A 17,984-nucleotide genomic window follows, 5' to 3' on the forward strand; every position below is an offset into this window, starting at 1 on the left:
TGCCCAGGAACTCATGAGCACCCTCTTTATCAGTGACATTCACCTCAGCCAAGGCAGGCCCGACATGACGGCGGCCCTGGTGCGCTTTCTGGCCGAAGACGCGCCCGGGGCCGACGCCCTCTATGTGCTGGGGGATCTGTTCGAATTCTGGATTGGGGACGACGACCCCAACCCGCTCCACCGCGAGGTGGCCGCTGCCTTTCTCGCCCTAAGCCAGCAAGGGGTGCCCCTCTATTTCATTCACGGCAACCGCGACTTCCTCTTGGGGCGCCAGTTTGCCAAGCGGGCCGGCATGACCCTGCTCGGCGACCCCTGCGTCATCGAGCTGTACGGCGAGCGGGTGCTGCTGAGCCACGGGGATCTGCTCTGCACCCGGGACGAGGGCTACCAGAAGTTTCGCCGCATCACACAACTCAAGTGGCTGCGCTGGCTCTTCCTGCGCCTGCCGCTCTCGCGCCGCCAGGCCATCGCCCACAAGATGCGCGGCCAAAGCCAGATGGAGAATGCCCACAAGAGCCAGATCATCATGGACGTGACCCCGGAGGCGGTGGACGAGATGCTGCGCCAGCACGGCTGCCGCCTGATGATCCACGGTCACACCCACAGGCCCGCCATCCACGACTTCACCCTGGATGGGCGTGCGGCGCGGCGCATCGTGCTGGGGGACTGGTTCGAGCAGGGGTCGGTGCTGGTGTGCTCCCCCGCCGGGCAGCGCCTCGACACCCGCGCGCTCGGCTGAGGCCCTCTGCCTGCCATGGTCATGAGCGAGTCTCATATGACCGTTTCTGACTCACGCCGTGCTGCCGTGGGATACAAGCAGGATCCCTGCATATACTCTGGTTCTCTGCACACAACGAGGAGATGACCATGGGATTTCTTACTTGGGTGGTACTGGGGCTGATCGTCGGCATCCTGGCCAAATGGATCATGCCGGGCAAGGATGGCGGCGGTTTCTTCATGACGGTGATCCTGGGGGTGGTCGGCGCTATGGTAGGGGGCTATGTCAGCACCCTGCTCGGGATGGGAACGGTCACCGGCTTCAACCTGCCGAGCATCATCATCGCCACCGTTGGCGCCCTGATCGTGCTGTTTGTCTACAACAAGCTGCGCAGCTGAGACGCAGCCACCCATCGATGCGAGGGCGCCACTGGCGCCCTCGCTGTTTTCAGCCCCGCTGGCGCCAGCTTGTCTCGACTACCCGATCTCATCCACTCGTTTCGTCCCTTCGGTGCCGCGCTTGCATTATTTCTAGTTGAGGCGTCTAATAAGCCCCATGCAAGCCAATGACCCCCTGCCCCGCCGCCCTCGCGGCCGCCCTGCCCAGCACGGGCACACCTATGCCGATACCCGGGATCTGTTGATCCGCCGGGGCATGGAGCTGCTGACCGAGCAGGGCATCGCCGCCACCTCCATCGAGCGGGTGTTGCAGTCGACCGGGATCCCCAAGGGCTCCTTCTATCACTACTTCGCCACCAAGCACGACTTCACTCTGGCGGTCATGGATGCCTATCACCACTACTTCTGCCGCAAGCTGACGCGCTATCTGGAGGATGAGAGCCTGCCCCCCCTGGCCCGTCTTGTTGCCTTCGTCGACAGCGCCTGCCGGGGCATGACCCGGTTTGCGTTCCAGCGGGGCTGCCTCGTGGGCAATCTGGGTCAGGAGGTGGTGCAACTGTCCCCCGAGCTGCGCCTGCGCCTTGAGCAGATCCTCCTCGACTGGGAGGCGCTGCTCGCCCGCTGCCTGAGGGACGCGGTGACGGCGGGCGAGCTGCCCCCTGATTGCGACTGCCCCGCCCTCGCCCATCAGTTCTGGATCGGCTGGGAAGGGGCCGTACTGCGCGCACGCCTGGTGGGCGATACCGAGCCCATGCTCTCTTTTCTCAATTTTTTCATGAAGTTAGCAAAGTGATTTTTTTACGAAGATTAATAGTCAGTCAGTCCAATTAATGGGAGTAGACAAGATGTTCAACGGTATTCTGATCGAGAAAGACGAGGCGGGTTATCGCGCCAGCTACCAGAGCCTCTCCGAGGAGATATTGCCTGCCGGGGATGTGACCGTGGCGGTACAGTGGTCTTCCCTCAACTACAAGGATGGCCTGGCCCTCACCGGCGCCTCCCCCGTGGTACGCCGCTTCCCTCTGATCCCCGGCATCGACTTTGCCGGTACCGTGCTGGAGAGCCAGCATCCCGACTGGCACCCCGGAGACAAGGTGGTGCTAAACGGATGGGGCGTGGGCGAGACCCACAGTGGCGGGCTGGCAGAGCGGGCACGGGTCCGGGGCGACTGGCTGGTCGCCCTGCCTGAGCGCTTCCAGCCCCGGGACGCCATGGCCATCGGCACCGCAGGGTACACCGCCATGCTCTGCGTGATGGCGTTGGAGAAACACGGCATCACCCCCGGTGACGGTGACATTCTGGTGACGGGCGCCAACGGCGGTGTGGGCAGCGTGGCGATCACCCTCCTGGCCAAGCTCGGCTATCGGGTCGTGGCCGCCACCGGGCGGCTGCACGAGGCCGACTATCTGACGTCCCTCGGCGCCGCCGAGGTGATCGATCGCGCCGAACTGGCCGCGCCGGGACGCCCGCTGGGCAAGGAACGCTGGGCCGGCGTCATCGACACCGTCGGCAGCCACACCCTGGCCAATGCCTGCGCCACTACCCGCTACGGCGGCGCCGTGGCCGCCTGCGGTCTGGCGGGAGGGATGGACTTCCCCTCCACCGTCATGCCCTTCATCCTGCGCGGCGTCACCCTCTATGGCATCGACAGCGTGATGGCACCGCGCCCGCTGCGCCAGCAGGCCTGGGCCCGACTGGCCGAGGATCTCGACCTGACCCGCCTCCATCTCCTCACCCGGGAAGTACCCCTCTCCCAGGTCGTGACCCTGGGGGATGCCTTCCTGGCAGGCCAGGTGCGCGGCCGGATCCTGGTCAATGTCCAGGGGTGATGACTGACGCGATATGAGCCGGCTCGCCTGACCAGGTCAGGCGAGCCTCTCCAGGGCATTTCGCAGCCACACGGAGCGTCACCCCCCTTCCCATCGTCCATGACAATGGACAACAGATGCGTTCAAACACTCAAGTGCAGGTTTCCCGGACAGAGGGACCGAGACATCTCTATAGGCAGCACCTTCCCGCTGCGCACCCTCCCCCATCGATGCAGACAACCGTCACTCCTCACCGACAAGCCCCTGCCCTGGATACCCGTATTCGCCGAAATGAGGTCCTGTTCGCCCACGACTGCGAACCATTGTCTTGCCCACTGACAGACCCCCGTTAAACAATCGATGCATCGAACAAATAATTCAGAATAGGAATACGTTTTATTTATCACCGCATATAAAAAGGGCGCATCACCTTGTATTAAACCTGTTTTTTGTATGGAAAAGCCCGAATCAAATGACAGGGGTGCATTACACTCAAAACGACGCTTCATACCCAGAAAGTGTGAAGGGTTCGTCAACGAAGAGATGTCGGATGATTCTATTTTCTTGGCTGGGGTGTGCTTATGTTCGACTCGAAACTTAAAAAAGAGCTGGCAGCAGAACGAGAGAGGGCCTTGAAAAGCGAGGCACTGGATCATGCCATGCACGATCATCTTCCCATGATTGAATTCACCACCGATGGTTATATTCTCGATGCCAGCCCGCTTTTTCTTCATTCCGTCGGCTACTCCCTCAATGAGATCGTGCAGCAGCATCACGCCATGTTCTGCATGAAAGAAGATACCGACTCTCCCTCCTATCGGGAATTCTGGCGAGATCTGGCAAATGGGCACAGCCAGCATGGCACCTTCCACCGGGTTGGCAAACAAGGCAAGGAAATATGGCTGGAAGCCACCTATTTCCCCGTCAGCCAGGGCGGAAAAATAATCAAGATCATCAAAATAGCGTCAGATGTGACAGTGCAACATGATCTGCTCATGACTCAAAAAGCAATATTTGAGGCGCTGGATCGCTCCCTTGCCGTCATCGAGTTTGAACCGACTGGTGTTGTTATTTCCGCCAACCGTAATTTCCTGGATACCATGGGCTATCGACTCGATGAAATTAAAGGCCATCAACATCGCATGTTTTGTGATGAGCTGTTTTATCGGGAACATCCCGATTTCTGGCAGGAGCTGGCTCAGGGGACGTTCAAATCGGGGCGCTTTCAGCGATTTGATAAAAAAGGCCATGAAGTCTGGCTGGAGGCAACCTACAACGCTGTGCGAGGCAGCCATGGCAAGGTGATCAAGGTCATCAAGTTTGCCTCCAATATCACCCCGCAGATCAGCAAAGATCAGGCCGTACAACATGTGGCCAAGGTGGCAAATGAAACATCTGTCACAACCAAATCCTCCGCCATCAAAGGAGAGGAGATGTTGACCACCGTCGTCTCCACTTCGGACAATATTGTCAGGCAGATGGAACATGCCAGCACCTTGATGAGCAAGCTCCACGCTCAATCCCAGAATATCACCGCCATCGTATCCACCATCAGCAGCATTGCAGACCAGACCAACCTGCTCGCGCTCAATGCCGCCATCGAAGCGGCGAGAGCCGGCGAACAAGGCAGGGGCTTTGCCGTCGTGGCCGATGAAGTTCGTCAACTGGCGGCAAGAACCTCCCTATCGACCAACGAAATAGCCAATGTCGTCAGCCAGAATCAGCAGCTCACCAGGCAGGTCAGCGAGCAGATCCAGTCCGCGGCAGACGGCGCCATCCACGGGCAAAAGCAGATCGATGACGTTGCAAAAGTGATGGAGGAGATAAGACACGGAGCAGAAGAGGTGTCGACCATCATCTCGGAACTCTAGATAATTCTGGGAAGCACTCAGGAGCCTGCCATCGAGCAGGCTCTTTGATGTTCACACCAGGGTGTCGTAGCTTGGCACGTGCAGATTCAAGAGATGAACCGGCTCTTCAGGTCGCTGCCATTCTGGCAGTCAATTAGCTAGAAACAAAAAGGCCACTATTGCTAGTGGCCTTAGTAACTCTTTGATTTTAATGGTGCCCGAGGCCGGAATCGAACCGGCACGACGCGAACGTCGAGGGATTTTAAATCCCTTGTGTCTACCGATTTCACCACTCGGGCACCGCAATCGGTATCAAGCTCGCGTGGCGGGCTTGTCAATATGGAGGCACGTTCCGGAGTCGAACCGGACTAAACGGATTTGCAATCCGCTGCATAACCGCTTTGCTAACGCGCCATGCAAAAGAGAGGAACTCTCTATTGTCTGAATTTGGAGCGGGAAACGAGACTCGAACTCGCGACCCCGACCTTGGCAAGGTCGTGCTCTACCAACTGAGCTATTCCCGCATCGGTCTGGCTGACTGCCTGACTGTGAGAACGCATTCTAGCGATGTTCCCCGCCCAGTCAACCAAAAACATTTAATACGCTGATCGTTCGGGTGTTTTTTACCCTTGTCCCACACTTTTGGCGCTCATGGCCGTTTCTCGGCGCCAGTGGCAGAGAAACGGCCATCTTCCCGTCGGGACTAGAACCGGGAGTGGTAGCTGAGATCGCCCCAGGCGGCCTTCATGTACTGGAACATGGACCAGAAGGTGAGCACGGTGGCCACGTAGAGCAGCACATAGGCGAGCCACACCATCCAGATGTCGTATTGCCAGATGAGGCCGGTGAGCGACACCATCTGGATCATGGTCTTCCATTTGCCAATCCAGCTGACCGCCACCGAGGAGCGCTTGCCAAGCTCGGCCATCCATTCACGCAGGGCGGAGATGATGATCTCCCGGCCAATCATGGTCATGGCGGGGATGGTGACCCAGACGGTGTTGTAGTGCTCGACGATGACCACCAGGGCCGCCGCCACCATGATCTTGTCGGCCACCGGATCGAGGAAGGCGCCAAAGGCGGTGGACTGGTTCAGCTTGCGGGCAAGATAGCCGTCAAACCAGTCGGTTGCGGCCGCCAGGATAAAGACGATGGCCGCCGCCATGTAGGACCACTGATAGGGAAGGTAGAACAGGATGACGAAGACGGGGATGAGCAAAATCCGAAAGAACGTCAGCAGGTTAGGAATATTTGTCATTATTTTCAGCCACTTCTTGTATGCCGCTACATGGTAGCCCCAAGCCGATCGCGGATGCAACCGAACTGGCGCCCGCCTTGGTCCATTAATCCATCAATAACCTCAGGATGCCGGTCATTATGGCATTTGGGAGCCCCCTGCGTCACGGCTCTTGTGCGCAGGCGGCAAGCCCTGATGCCCCCTGGCGTGACCTCCTTCACACCAAAGGCAGCGCTAGAGCGAGTGCAATGCGTCGTGGATGGACTGGGCCAGCTCCTGGCTGATGCCGGGCACCTTGGCGAGCTCGTCCACCCCGGCTTTTTTCACCTCCTGCAAACCCCCCAGGTATTTGAGCAGCGCCTGCCGCCGTTTCGGCCCCACCCCGGGAATCTCTTCCAGGGTACTGGTGGTGCGGGCCTTTGCCCGCCTGGCCCGGTGGCCCGTGATGGCAAAGCGGTGGGATTCGTCGCGAATGTGCTGGATGAGGTGCAAGGCGGGCATGTCCGCCGGCAGGTGCAGCTCTTCGTGGCTGTCCCCCAGGATCAGGGTCTCCAACCCCGCCTTGCGGGTCACCCCCTTGGCGATGCCCACCAGCAGCGGATATTTGCCGCCGAGAAACTCCAGCTGGCGCACCAGGATCTCCTCCGCGCGGCGCAACTGGCCGAGACCGCCGTCGATGAACAGCACATCCGGCACCTTGTCCGGCTCCTGCTGCTTGCCAAAACGCCGCTCCAGCGCCTGCTCCATGGCGGCATAGTCATCCCCGCCGGTGATACCGTCGATGTTGAAGCGGCGGTATTCCGAGGAGAGCGGGCCCTCCCGGTTGAACACCACGCAGGAGGCCACGGTGCGCTCCCCCATGGTGTGAGAGATATCGAAGCACTCCATGCGAGCGATGGGGCTCTCGAGCTCCAGCAGCTCCTCCAGCTGATCGTAACGGGCGGTGATGGTGCTCTTGTGGGCGAGGCGCGAGCGCAGCGCGGTCTGAGCGTTGATGGAGGCGAGCTTGATGAAGCGGGCCCGTTCGCTGCGCGTCCGGCTCACCACCCGCACCTTGTAGCCGGCGGTCTGGCTCAGGGTGTCGGCGATGACGCTCTCATCCTCCAGCGCCACGTCCAGCAGCACCTCGCTCGGGATCTGCCGTCCCCCCTGCCCCGACAGATAGAACTGCAGCAGGAAGGATTGCACCACCTCGTCAAGCGGGGTATCGGCCGGCACTTTCGGGAAGTAACTGCGCGATCCCAGCACCTTGCCCTGGCGGATGAAGAGCACGTGGATGCAGGCGGTCCCCTGCTCGAAGGCCACCCCCACTACGTCGAGCTCGTCCAGCACGTTGCCGCTCACCGACTGCTGCTCGGTGACCCGGCGCAGGGCCTGGATCTGATCCCGGTAGCGGGCCGCCTCCTCGAAGCGCAGATCGCCGCTGGCGGACTCCATCTTGCCCACCAGTTCGCCGATCACCTGCTGGTTCTTGCCCGCGAGGAACAGCTTGGCCAGCGCCACCTGCTGAGCATACTCGGCCTCGCTCACCAGCCCCGCCACGCAGGGGCCGGCGCAGCGCTTGAGCTGGTAGAGCAGGCAGGGGCGGGTACGGTTGGCATAGACGGCATCCTCGCACTGACGCACCGGGAAGATCTTCTGCATCAGGTGCAGGCTCTCGCGTACCGCGCCACCGGAGGGGTAAGGGCCGAAATACTCCCCCTTCACCTTGCGGGCGCCGCGATGGACGCCGATGCGCGGGTGCCGATGGTCGGTGATGATGATCCAGGGGTAGGACTTGTCATCCCGCAGCAGCACGTTGTAGCGGGGCTGGTACTGCTTGATGAGGTTGTGCTCGAGGATCAGCGCCTCGGTCTCGGTGTGAGTGACCGTTACCTGCACATCGGCAATCTGGCGCACCAGGGTGCGGGTCTTGATGCTGTCGACATTGGCCCGAAAGTAGGAGGCGAGCCGTTTCTTGAGATCCTTGGCCTTGCCCACGTAGATGACGGTACCGCCGCTGTCGTACATGCGGTAGACACCGCTCTGGTGGGTGACGGCGCTCAGAAACGCCTTGCTGTCAAAATGGGGCTCGGGGGAGAGGGTCATCGGCAACTCGACTCAACGGATGAATGCAAAAAGACGGGGGAGAGCATACTGCCCACAGCCTGCAAAAAGCAAAAGGCGGCCGGTGCCGCCTTTGGTGTCCACACGCCCCCGTTACAGGGTATCGGCATCCAGCATGCCATAACGAATGGCCAGATGGGTCAGCTCAACGTCACCGTTGATCCCCAGCTTGCTGAACAGGCGGTAGCGGTAGCTGTTGACCGTCTTCGGGCTCAGGTTGAGCTGCTCGGAGATGTCGGTCACCTTCTGCCCCTTGGTGATCATCATCATGATCTGCAGCTCCCGCTCGGAGAGGGACTTGAAGGGGTTCTCGTCGGCGGAGGCGAACTGGCTCAGGGCCATCTGCTGGGCGATCTCCGGGGAGATGTAGCGCTGACCGGAGTGAACCAGGCGAATGGCGTGGATCATCTCGTCCGGCGCGGCCCCCTTGGTGAGGTACCCGGCGGCGCCCGCCTGCATCACCTTGGTAGGGAACGGATTTTCTGAATGAATGGTCAGCACTATGATGCGTACATCGGGGCGGATCCGCAGGATCTTGCGGGTCGCTTCCAGACCGCCGATGCCCGGCATGTTCATGTCCATCAGGATCACATCGGGGTGATGTTGCCGACAGAAGGCCACCGCGGTTTCCCCGCTCTGCGCCTCGCCCACCACCTTGATCCCGCGGACGTCTTCCAAAATGCGTCTTATCCCTGTACGCACCAACTCATGATCATCGACCAGGAATACATTAATCACCCAAACACCCCGTTTTTTATCTCGTTATATGCCAGTTAGGGTTAACACGGCGTCTTGCATCATAACCAAACTCGATGATTTGGCAAACCATGGGCGGGAAAAGTTTGAAATTGCTCGTAAAATCCGTTTTAAATCAAATTATTATACAAAGAATCAATTAAAAAACGGCGCCCTGGGGCGCCGTATTGCATCAAAGCCGTTCCGCCAGCCTCAACCGGCCAGCAGCGCACGTACCTTGTCGAGATCGGCCTGGGTGTCCACCCCCACCGGCGGGGCTTGCAGCGCCTGGGCCACGTGGATCTTCTCCCCGTACCAGAGCACCCGCAGCTGCTCCAGGGCTTCGACCTGCTCGAGCACGCTCGGCGCCCAGTCCACGTAACGCTGGATGAAGCCGGCGCGATAGGCGTAGATGCCGATGTGGCGCTGGTAGTGATCGCCAATCTGCTCGCGGCTCTGGGCAAAGCGGTCCCGATCCCAGGGGATGCTGGCGCGACTGAAATAGAGGGCATACCCCTCCCGGTCGGTCACCACCTTGACGGCATTGGGATTGAACGCCTCTTCGGCATCCCTGATCGGCACCGACAGCGTCGCCATTGGCGCGCTGGCCGCGGCCAGGTTGTCCGCCACCTGGCGGATGATGACGGGGGGAATGAGGGGCTCGTCCCCCTGCACGTTGACGATGATGGTGTCGGCGGCAAAGCCGTAGTGACGGCACACCTCGGCCAGACGCTCGGTGCCGGACTGGTGATCCGGTGAGGTCATGCACACCTCGAACCCGGCAGCGGCGGCAAAGGGAGCCAGAGCCTGCTGCACCCGCTCGTCATCGGTGGCGACGATCACCCGATCGGCGCCCGATTGCAGGGCCTTCTCCACCACGTGCTGCACCATGGGCTTGCCGTGAATGTCGGCCAGCGGCTTGCCCGGCAGCCGGGTGGAGGCGTAACGGGCAGGAATGACGACGACGAAACTCATGGCTTCAGCTCTTCCAGCGCCAGGTGACGGGCCCGGTTCTCCAGCAGCACCGGGATCCCCTCCTCCAGGGGATAGGCCAGTCTGTCGAAGCGGCAGATGAGCTCCTGAGGGCCCTCGGCGTGCGCTTGATAGTGCAGTTTCCCCTTGCAGACCGGGCAGGCGATGATGTCGAGCAGTTTAATATCCAGTGCCACAACGAAACTCCTTTAACGATTTCCCACAGGCGATCTTGCCTGGCATGTCAATGTGCAGGGCCAGCCCCCGAGTCCGGGCGCTGGCCGTCTGTTCCAATCCGGTGGCGCCCGGTCAGGGCGCCTGGCGCCCGTCCCCTCTTCCGGGCTGCGGGCCCAGGGTGCGCAGCAGCGCCTCCCCCAGGGCATCGGGCAGCTCGGCGCTCACCGGCAGATACCACCAGTTGTCCGGGGCGAAGGGGCGGCACTTGACCGCATCCTTCTCGGTCATCAGCAAGGGGCGCTGGCCGAAGCGGGCCAGCAGCTCGGCGACGTCGAACGCCTGGTGATCCCCGTAGCCGACGCTCTGCACCAGCTCGTAACCAAGGGCGGTCAGGGTGGCGAAGAAACGGGGGGGATGGCCGATGCCCGCCAGGGCATCCACCGGCCCCGAGAGGGGGGCAGTGAGAGGCGCATCGTCGCACACCCGGCGCAGGGTATCCGGCACCAGGCGCATGGCGTACTCGCCACGGGCGGGTTCACCGCCGTTGCAGATGATGGCGTCTACCCGCTTGAGGCGGGTCGTGGGCTCGCGCAGCGGCCCCATGGGCAGCAGACAGCCATTGCCAAAGCGCCGCGCCCCGTCCACCACCACCAGTTCGATGTCACGGGCCAGGGCATAGTGCTGCAGGCCGTCGTCGGTGACGATGATGTCCACCTCACCGCTTTGCTCCAGCAACCGCACAGCATCGGCCCGTCTGGGGGCCACCGCCACGGGGCAGCCGCAGCGCCTTGCGATGAGCACGGGCTCATCCCCGGCCTCGGCCGGGGTGCTGCTTTCATCCAGTCGATAGGGGTAATGGGGCGCCTTGCCGCCATAGCCGCGGCTGACCACGCCCGGGCGCCAGCCCCGGGCCTGGAGTTGTTCCACCAGCCAGACCACCACCGGGGTCTTGCCGTTGCCCCCCACCGAGAGATTGCCCACCACCACCACCGGCAGGGTGGCCCGATAGGCGCTGAACCAGCCCCGGCGATACCCCAGACGGCGGACGCCGCTGACCAGGGCAAACAGCAGGGCGAAGGGGGCCAGCCCCCAGCGCCAGAGGCTGTTCCCGTACCAGAGTCTGGCCAGCATCAGCCCTTGTTACCCGTGGCTGTATTACCAAACTGAATGGCCCGCAGCTGGGCATAAGTACCATGCATGTCCATCAGGGTTTGGTGGTTGCCGCGCTCGACGATGTGTCCTTCGTCGATCACCAGGATCTCGTCCGCCTTCTCGATGGTGGAGAGGCGGTGGGCGATCACGAGGGAAGTGCGCGCCTTGCACAGCTCGTCGATGGCCGCCTGGATGTGGCGCTCGGACTCGGTGTCCAGGGCCGAGGTGGCTTCGTCCAGCAACAGCACCGGGGAGTCCCGCAGCAGGGCGCGGGCGATGGCGATGCGCTGGCGCTGGCCGCCGGAGAGGGAGGCGCCGTTCTCGCCGATGACGGTGTCATAGCCTTCCGGCATCTTGCTGACGAAGTCGTCCGCATGGGCGATGCGGGCCGCCTGCTGGATCTCGTCGCGGCTGTACTTCTCTTCCGCCGCGTAGGCGATGTTGTTGGCCACGGAGTCGTTGAAGAGGTGCACGTGCTGGGAGACCAGGGCGTACTGCTTGCGCAGCTCGCTCAGGCGGTATTCGCGGATGTTGACGCCATCCAGCAGAATTTCCCCCTCTTCGATGTCATAGAAGCGGGTCAGGAGGCTCGCGATGGTGCTCTTGCCGGAGCCGGAACGACCCACCAGGGCCACCGATTTGCCCGCCTCCACCTTGAAGCTGATGTTGCGCAGCGCCGGTGTCTCCTTGGTCGGGTAGGTGAAGGTGACGTTGCGAAACTCGATTTCACCTCGGGCACGTTCCAGGGTACGGGTGCCGGTGTCCTGCTCCGGGGTGGAGTCCAGCAGACCGAACAGGCTCTGGCAGGCGGTGATGCCGCGCTGGAACTGGTTGTTCACGTCGGTCAGGCTTTTCAGCGGCTTGAGCAGCATCATCATGGAGGTGACCATGACGGTGAAGGTGCCCGCGGTCAGGGTCGCCTTGACGCTGTCGATGGTGGCGACATAGAGGAAGACCGCAAGGGCCACGGAGGCCACCATCTGGACGATGGGGCTGCCGATGGCGTCGGCGGCGACCATCTTCATGGTCTGCTGGCGCATCCGGTTGCTCACCTGGTAGAAGCGCTTGTCCTCCACCTCCTGGCCACCGAACATCAGCACCTCTTTGTGCCCCTTGAGCATCTGCTCGGTGGAGGTGGTGATGTCACCCACCGCCTGCTGGATGTGGCGGCTTATCTTGCGAAAACGTCGGCTGATGATGCTGATGAGGATCCCGACCAGGGGCCCCACCACCAGGAAGATCACCGACAACTGCCAGGAGTGCCAGAACATCAGGCCCAGCAGGCCGATGACGGTGGCCCCTTCCCGCACCAGGGAGACCAGGGTCGAGCTCGCGGCGGACGACACCTGACCGGCGTCATAGGTCACCTTGGAGAGCAGGTTGCCGGTGTTCTGGCGGTCGAAGAAGCTCATGGGCATGGCCATCAGGTGGCTGAACACCTGCTGCTGCAGGCGCATCACCACGTGGTTGCCGACCCAGGCCATGCAGTAGTTGGAGAGGAAGGCGGCGCAGCCGCGCAGAGCCACGATGCCGAGGACGAAGAAGGGCATCCACTTGAGCACGCTGCTGTCGTTGCCGTTGAGCCCCTGATCGATGAGCGGTTTGATGGAGTAGACGAAGGTGGTATCCACGGCCGCGTAACCCAGCATGCCAATGATGCCGCCCACCAGACCCAGCTTGCGATCCCGGACATAACCGAGCAGGCGCTTGAAGACGGTCCAGCTCTCTTGTGAGGTTTCTTGTTGCATGAATAGCCGTTAATAAGGGAAATGACGGGCTATTCTAGCCAAACCTTGGAGCTACACCAAGCGCCGCTGGCGCGATGGCTACAACCCGGGTCACAAATGAAGGCCGCCCCTTGCCGGGCTGGCTCATTGGATCCTCACTCCCTTCCCCATACCTGCGACTGCCACCAGGGGCCGCCACGCCTGTACCAGGGCCCCTGCTCCCGCTCGGCCCGGATCCTGAGGCCCGCGTCCCCCGGCTCGATCAGGATGGCGCCCGCCTCCCCCGTGACCCACTGCCGCGCCCCCTGGTATCGCGCCACCACCTCGGGGCGGGGAAAGCCCCACTGGTTCATGAAGCCTGCGCTGTGCACCACGAAGGCAGGTTGCACCGCCGCCACGAAGGGGGCCGTGGAGGAGGTGCGACTGCCATGATGCGGGCTCACCAGCAGGGTGCTGGCCAGCCCCGCGCCCTCACCCTCCTCCAGCGCCAGTGCCAGCAGGCGGCGCTCCGCCTGCCGCTCGATGTCACCGCTCAGCAGCAGCCGATGACGCCCGTCGTCCAGCTGCACCACGCAACTGTCGTTGTTGCGCCCCGCCCCGGCTGCCAGGGGCCAGAGCACCCGCACATCCAGTCCCTGCCAATGCCACTGCTGACCTCGGCGGCAGGCCTGGGTAGCCGGTGTAAAGGGAAAGGAGGAGAGCTCCCGGCGCACCGCCATGCTCTGCAGCAGAGCCTGCCGGTTGCCCGCGTGATCCCTGTCTCTGTGGCTGATGATCAGGGTGTCGATCACCCGGATGCCGAGCCGGTTGAGCAGGGGCAGGATGGCCGCATCCGCCATGTTGTAGCCCCCGGGGTAGCGATCCCCGGTATCAAACAGGATGGCCCGATCCCCCCGGGTGACGAGCACCGAGAGCCCCTGCCCCACGTCCAGCACCCGCACCTGCCAGGAAACGGGAGCAGGCCAGAGGGCGAGCAGCAGGGCCGCCGCCACCGGCCCCCCCAGGGCGCGCCCTCCCGGCAGGTGCCATCCCGTCCACAGCAGGATCAGCAGGGCGCTGGCGGGCATCAGCCAGCCGGGCACCGGCCACCAGAGCTGCAGGCGATCCCCCAGCTGCGTGAGCCCCCACAGCACCCACTCCAGACCGAAGGCGGAGACCCAGAGCAGGTCGTGGGCCAGCAACGTGGAGAGGGGCGCCACCAGCACGCCGATGAGCGCCAGGGGAATGATGACAAGGCAGAACAGCGGCAGTGCCAGCAGATTGAGCAGAAACGCCAGGGGCGCCATCCCCTCGAACAGCAGCAGTTGCAGGGGCAGCAATCCGAGCAGCAGCAGAAGTTGCAGCCGCACCAGGCCGGGGCGATCGTGCAGCAGGCTCGCCAGCAACAGCAGGGCCACCGCCAGAAAAGAGAGCCAGAACCCCGCCGAATAGAGGGCAAAAGGGTCCCACAATGTCAGCACCACAAAGGCCCACAGCCAGATCCGGTGGCTCGGCCAGTCCCGCTTTAGCCAGCGCAGCAGGCTCCACACCAGCACCATGATGAGGGCACGCTCGGTGGCCACCGCAAACCCCGCCAGCCAGCTGTAGGTGGCCGCAAACAGGAGTGACACGCAGATAGCCCCGCGCAGCCCGAACAGCCGCCCGAGCCACCAGCCGAGCACCGCTACCAGAGCGATATGCTGGCCCGAGATGGCGATGATGTGGGTCAGGCCGCTGCCGCGAAAGAGTTCCCACTGGGCATCCGTGATCCCTCCCTGTTCCCCGAAGGTGAGGGCCGCCAGCAGGGGGGCCTGCGCCATCCCCTCCCAGGCGCGACTCGCCGCCGCCAGCCAGCGATCGCGCACACCCGGGGGCACGGCATCCAGGGCGATGACCCGACGCAGGTTGCCGGTGGCGGTGATTCCCTTGCCAAGGAGCAGGCGCCGCCCATCCATCCCCGCTTCGTTGGCCAGGCCATGGGCCGGCTTGAGAGAGGTCACCAGGGTGACGCGGCTGCCGGCAGGCAACGGCGGCAACACCTGATAGGCATTGACCCGCACCAGGGGTGGCACGATGAGGGGGCGATCGTCCAGGGTGTCGAGGCGCAGCAGCAGGCGCGCAAATTTATCCCCCTCTTTCTCTCCCGAAGACTCCGTACTTTGCACGTGTGCGGTTATGATGTGGCTCGTTTTTTTGCCAAGCTGATCCAGCCAGGCAAGCCGGTAGTGCAAATTCACCTGCATCCAGAGGATGCCGAGCAGCAGAAACAGCAGCCGCCAGCAACGACCACCGGCGAGGGGGAGCGCGAGCAGCAGCATCAGGCCACCCCATTCCCATGAAGGCAGCCATGGCCAAAGCAGTGAGGAGCTTGCCCCCAGGGCAAACGACAACAGACGCAGATCCATGGAGCAAGTATTTAGCAAGGTTCAGAACATGCCCAAACGAATCATACAGCGCTGGCTACCCGACCCGGCGACCCTCAAGGAACACAAGCACTTGCGACTCTTTGGCAAGCTGCTGCTGGATGCCAACCTCTGGCATCTCAACCGGCGCTCCGCCGCCGGTGCCTGTGCGGTCGGCCTCTTCATGGCCTGGGTGCCCCTCCCCTGCCAGATGCTGCTGGCCGCTGGCGGCGCCATCGCCTGCCGGGTCAACCTGCCCCTCTCGGTGGCCCTGGTCTGGCTCTCCAACCCCCTGACCATGCCACCGCTGTTTTATGGCGCCTATCTGGTGGGCTGCCAGTTGCTGGGGCAACCCTCCCAGCACATCGAGATCACCTTCACCTGGGCCTGGCTGGTGTCGGTGTTCGAGACGGTGGCCCCGCCGCTCTTGCTGGGCTCCCTGGTGCTTGCCCTGCTGAGCGCCCTCGTCGGCTATGTCCTGGTTCGCGCGGGCTGGCGCCTGAGCACGGTGCGCCAGTGGCAAAAACGCAAGGTGGCGCGCCCATGCTGAACCGCTGGTTGGCCCGCTTCAAGATTGACCCCGATACCCTGCGCCAACAGAAGTGGTTCGCCCTCTTTGGCGAGCGACTGATGACACCCGCCCTCTGGCAAGGGGGAACGCGGGCCCTCTGTGGCGCCGTGGCGGCCGGGCTGTTCGCCAGCTGGGTCCCCATGCCCATGCACTCCCTGGTGGCCGTCGCCCTGGTGCTGGCGTTCAGCTTCAACCTGCCGCTGGCCCTCTTGGCGGTCTGGTTCAACAACCCGCTGACGCTCCCCTTCATGTACCTCTACGCCTATCGTACCGGTTGCCTGGTGCTGAACGAGACGCCAGCCCCCTTCCATCTCACCTGGTCCCTGCACTGGCTGGAGCAGGAAGCGGCTATCCTGGTGCCCCCCTTCCTGCTCGGCAGCCTGCTGCTGGCGGTGCTGAGCGCTGCCGCTGGCGCCTTGCTCACCCTGCTGCTGTTGCAACTGGGCAAACTGACCCGCCCCCGCTAGGTTGCCAGCACGCCGTCCTTGTCTCGGGCGGCGTGCCTTGCCATCGTCTGCCTCTGCCACCACACTCCTTGTAACCCGTTGTTTTTCGACCCCCATTCGAAACAAGGAGCCCACCATGGCCGAACCGCTCACGCTGGCCCATGCCAATGGCAACCCCCTCTCCCTGCTCCCCGCCATGGCCAATCGCCACGGCCTCATCACCGGGGCCACCGGCACCGGCAAGACAGTCACCCTGCAGGTGCTGGCGGAGGGGTTTTCCCGCCTCGGCGTGCCGGTCTTTCTTGCCGACGTGAAGGGGGATCTGAGCGGCCTGGGCGCCGCCGGCACCCCCTCTGCCAAGCTGGATGCCCGTCTGGCCCAGCTCGGCCTTCAGGCACCCGACTTTGCCGCCAGCCCCACCCTGTTCTGGGATCTCTTCGCCGAAGAGGGCCACCCGGTGCGGGCCACCGTCTCCGACATGGGGCCTCTGTTGCTTGCACGCCTGCTCGGCCTCAACGACACCCAGAGCGGGGTGCTGGAGCTGGTGTTCAAGGTGGCGGACGACGAGGGGTTGCTGCTGCTCGATCTGAAAGACCTGCGGGCCATGGTGCAGTTTGCGGGGGAGCACGCCAAGACCCTCACCACCCGCTACGGCAATGTGTCGACCGCCTCCATCGGCGCCATCCTGCGCAACCTCCTCACCCTGGAGAGCGCGGGCGGCAATCACTTCTTCGGCGAGCCCATGCTGGACATCCAGGATCTGATGCAGACTGACGGGGCAGGCCACGGCCATATCAATGTGCTGGCCGCCGGCAAGCTCACCCAGTCCAGCCGCCTCTATGCCTGCTTCCTGCTCTGGCTGCTCTCCGAGCTGTTCGAACAGTTGCCCGAGATAGGGGATCCGGAAAAGCCCGTGCTGGTGTTCTTCTTCGACGAGGCCCACCTGCTGTTCAAGGATGCGCCCAGGGCACTGCTGGAGAAAATTGAGCTGGTGGTGCGCCTCATCCGCTCCAAGGGGGTGGGCGTCTATTTCGTGACCCAGAGTCCGGCCGACATCCCCGACAGCGTGCTGGGGCAGCTTGGCAACCGGGTGCAGCACGCCCTGCGCGCCTTCACTCCGAGCGATCAGAAGGCGGTACGCATCGCCGCCAACACCCTGCGGGCCAACCCTGCCTTCGACGCCGCCGGAGCCATCACTGAACTGGGGGTCGGGGAAGCGCTCATCTCCCTGCTCGACGAGAAGGGGCGGCCCAGCGTGGTGGAGCGCGCCTTCATCGCGCCCCCGGCCAGCCGCATCGGCCCCCTGAGCGCGGCCGAGCGCCAGGCGCTTATTCAGGGCTCATTGCTCTACGGCAGATACGACACCCAGGAGGACAGGGAGTCCGCGTTCGAGCGGCTTCAGGAGGCATCGCCCGCCGCCGATGACGAGACCGCTTCCCCACAGACCGACCAGGGCGGCGGTCTGCTGGATGCCTTGAATGGCATCCTGTTCGGTCGCACCGGCCCCCGTGGTGGCCAGCATGACGGGGTGGTGCAGACCGCCGCCAAGAGCGTGGCCCGCACCCTCGGCAACGAGGTGGGACGCCAGCTGATGCGCGGGGTGCTCGGCTCCCTGCTGGGGAGCAGCAAGCGGCGCCGCTGATGCCGGAAAATGAAAAAGCCCGCCGTGTCGGCGGGCTTTTTATGGCTGAAGCAAGGCGCTTGGC

At 63.2% G+C, this 17,984-nt stretch carries 16 protein-coding genes and 3 tRNA genes; 8 read left to right on the forward strand and 11 right to left on the reverse strand.

The annotated features are described in order from the left end of the window. Positions 1-13: 13 nt before the first annotated feature. From lpxH to I6L32_RS19995, 5 genes are all read left to right on the forward strand, one after another. Positions 14-739 (forward strand): UDP-2,3-diacylglucosamine diphosphatase, encoded by a 726-nt coding sequence (gene lpxH, locus I6L32_RS19975; RefSeq protein ID WP_210599809.1) that lies wholly within the window; start codon positions 14-16, stop codon positions 737-739. A 128-nt stretch (positions 740-867) separates the two neighbouring features. Beyond that, a complete protein-coding gene (locus I6L32_RS19980) occupies positions 868-1,116 on the forward strand; it encodes a GlsB/YeaQ/YmgE family stress response membrane protein (RefSeq protein WP_010675223.1) in 249 nt (82 codons plus the stop codon). 157 nt (positions 1,117-1,273) lie between these two features. Beyond that, positions 1,274-1,909, forward strand: a complete 636-nt coding sequence (locus I6L32_RS19985; RefSeq protein WP_039041196.1) for a TetR/AcrR family transcriptional regulator — start codon at positions 1,274-1,276, stop codon at positions 1,907-1,909. A 52-nt stretch (positions 1,910-1,961) separates the two neighbouring features. Then, positions 1,962-2,945, forward strand: coding sequence for an MDR family oxidoreductase (locus tag I6L32_RS19990; protein ID WP_210599810.1), 984 nt, complete (start codon positions 1,962-1,964; stop codon positions 2,943-2,945). Between the two features lie 560 nt (positions 2,946-3,505). After that, a complete protein-coding gene (locus I6L32_RS19995) occupies positions 3,506-4,795 on the forward strand; it encodes a methyl-accepting chemotaxis protein (protein WP_048207956.1) in 1,290 nt (429 codons plus the stop codon). 191 nt (positions 4,796-4,986) lie between these two features. Here the strand turns inward: I6L32_RS19995 and I6L32_RS20000 are convergent. The 11 genes from I6L32_RS20000 to I6L32_RS20050 form a co-directional block, all read right to left on the reverse strand. Continuing rightward, positions 4,987-5,073: transfer RNA gene (locus tag I6L32_RS20000), tRNA-Leu, on the reverse strand. Between the two features lie 41 nt (positions 5,074-5,114). After that, positions 5,115-5,188: transfer RNA gene (locus I6L32_RS20005), tRNA-Cys, on the reverse strand. 34 nt (positions 5,189-5,222) lie between these two features. Further along, positions 5,223-5,298 (reverse strand) — tRNA-Gly (locus tag I6L32_RS20010). Between the two features lie 179 nt (positions 5,299-5,477). Then, positions 5,478-6,032, reverse strand: coding sequence for a CDP-diacylglycerol--glycerol-3-phosphate 3-phosphatidyltransferase (gene pgsA, locus I6L32_RS20015; RefSeq protein WP_010675229.1), 555 nt, complete (start codon positions 6,030-6,032; stop codon positions 5,478-5,480). 213 nt (positions 6,033-6,245) lie between these two features. Continuing rightward, positions 6,246-8,099, reverse strand: coding sequence for an excinuclease ABC subunit UvrC (gene uvrC / locus I6L32_RS20020; RefSeq protein WP_210599811.1), 1,854 nt, complete (start codon positions 8,097-8,099; stop codon positions 6,246-6,248). 111 nt (positions 8,100-8,210) lie between these two features. After that, positions 8,211-8,855 (reverse strand): UvrY/SirA/GacA family response regulator transcription factor, encoded by a 645-nt coding sequence (gene uvrY / locus I6L32_RS20025; RefSeq protein ID WP_010675231.1) that lies wholly within the window; start codon positions 8,853-8,855, stop codon positions 8,211-8,213. A 210-nt stretch (positions 8,856-9,065) separates the two neighbouring features. Beyond that, a complete protein-coding gene (kdsB, locus tag I6L32_RS20030) occupies positions 9,066-9,827 on the reverse strand; it encodes a 3-deoxy-manno-octulosonate cytidylyltransferase (protein WP_039040278.1) in 762 nt (253 codons plus the stop codon). After that, positions 9,824-10,021 (reverse strand): Trm112 family protein, encoded by a 198-nt coding sequence (locus I6L32_RS20035; protein ID WP_010675233.1) that lies wholly within the window; start codon positions 10,019-10,021, stop codon positions 9,824-9,826. The genes kdsB and I6L32_RS20035 overlap by 4 nt, the downstream gene beginning before the upstream one ends. A gap of 112 nt (positions 10,022-10,133) precedes the next feature. Then, complete coding sequence (gene lpxK, locus I6L32_RS20040) at positions 10,134-11,132, reverse strand: tetraacyldisaccharide 4'-kinase (protein WP_210599812.1); 999 nt, start codon at positions 11,130-11,132, stop codon at positions 10,134-10,136. Then, positions 11,132-12,901: a lipid A ABC transporter ATP-binding protein/permease MsbA gene (gene msbA / locus I6L32_RS20045; protein ID WP_042014329.1), complete on the reverse strand. Its 1,770-nt coding sequence runs from the start codon at positions 12,899-12,901 to the stop codon at positions 11,132-11,134. Before msbA ends, lpxK begins: the two co-directional genes overlap by 1 nt. A gap of 134 nt (positions 12,902-13,035) precedes the next feature. Continuing rightward, positions 13,036-15,177 carry a DNA internalization-related competence protein ComEC/Rec2 gene (locus I6L32_RS20050; RefSeq protein WP_246875487.1) on the reverse strand — a complete coding sequence of 714 codons (2,142 nt, stop codon included), beginning with the start codon at positions 15,175-15,177 and terminating at the stop codon, positions 13,036-13,038. 115 nt (positions 15,178-15,292) lie between these two features. Between I6L32_RS20050 and I6L32_RS20055 the strand changes: the two genes are divergently transcribed. The 3 genes from I6L32_RS20055 (at position 15,293) to I6L32_RS20065 (ending at position 17,920) form a co-directional block, all read left to right on the forward strand. Beyond that, complete coding sequence (locus I6L32_RS20055) at positions 15,293-15,811, forward strand: DUF2062 domain-containing protein (protein ID WP_010675237.1); 519 nt, start codon at positions 15,293-15,295, stop codon at positions 15,809-15,811. Then, positions 15,805-16,299 carry a DUF2062 domain-containing protein gene (locus I6L32_RS20060; RefSeq protein WP_210599814.1) on the forward strand — a complete coding sequence of 165 codons (495 nt, stop codon included), beginning with the start codon at positions 15,805-15,807 and terminating at the stop codon, positions 16,297-16,299. Before I6L32_RS20055 ends, I6L32_RS20060 begins: the two co-directional genes overlap by 7 nt. A gap of 115 nt (positions 16,300-16,414) precedes the next feature. Continuing rightward, a complete protein-coding gene (locus I6L32_RS20065) occupies positions 16,415-17,920 on the forward strand; it encodes a helicase HerA-like domain-containing protein (protein ID WP_010675239.1) in 1,506 nt (501 codons plus the stop codon). Positions 17,921-17,984: the final 64 nt, after the last annotated feature.

The organism is Aeromonas sp. FDAARGOS 1402 (assembly GCF_019046925.1).
Classification (GTDB): Bacteria; Pseudomonadota; Gammaproteobacteria; order Enterobacterales; family Aeromonadaceae; genus Aeromonas; species Aeromonas caviae.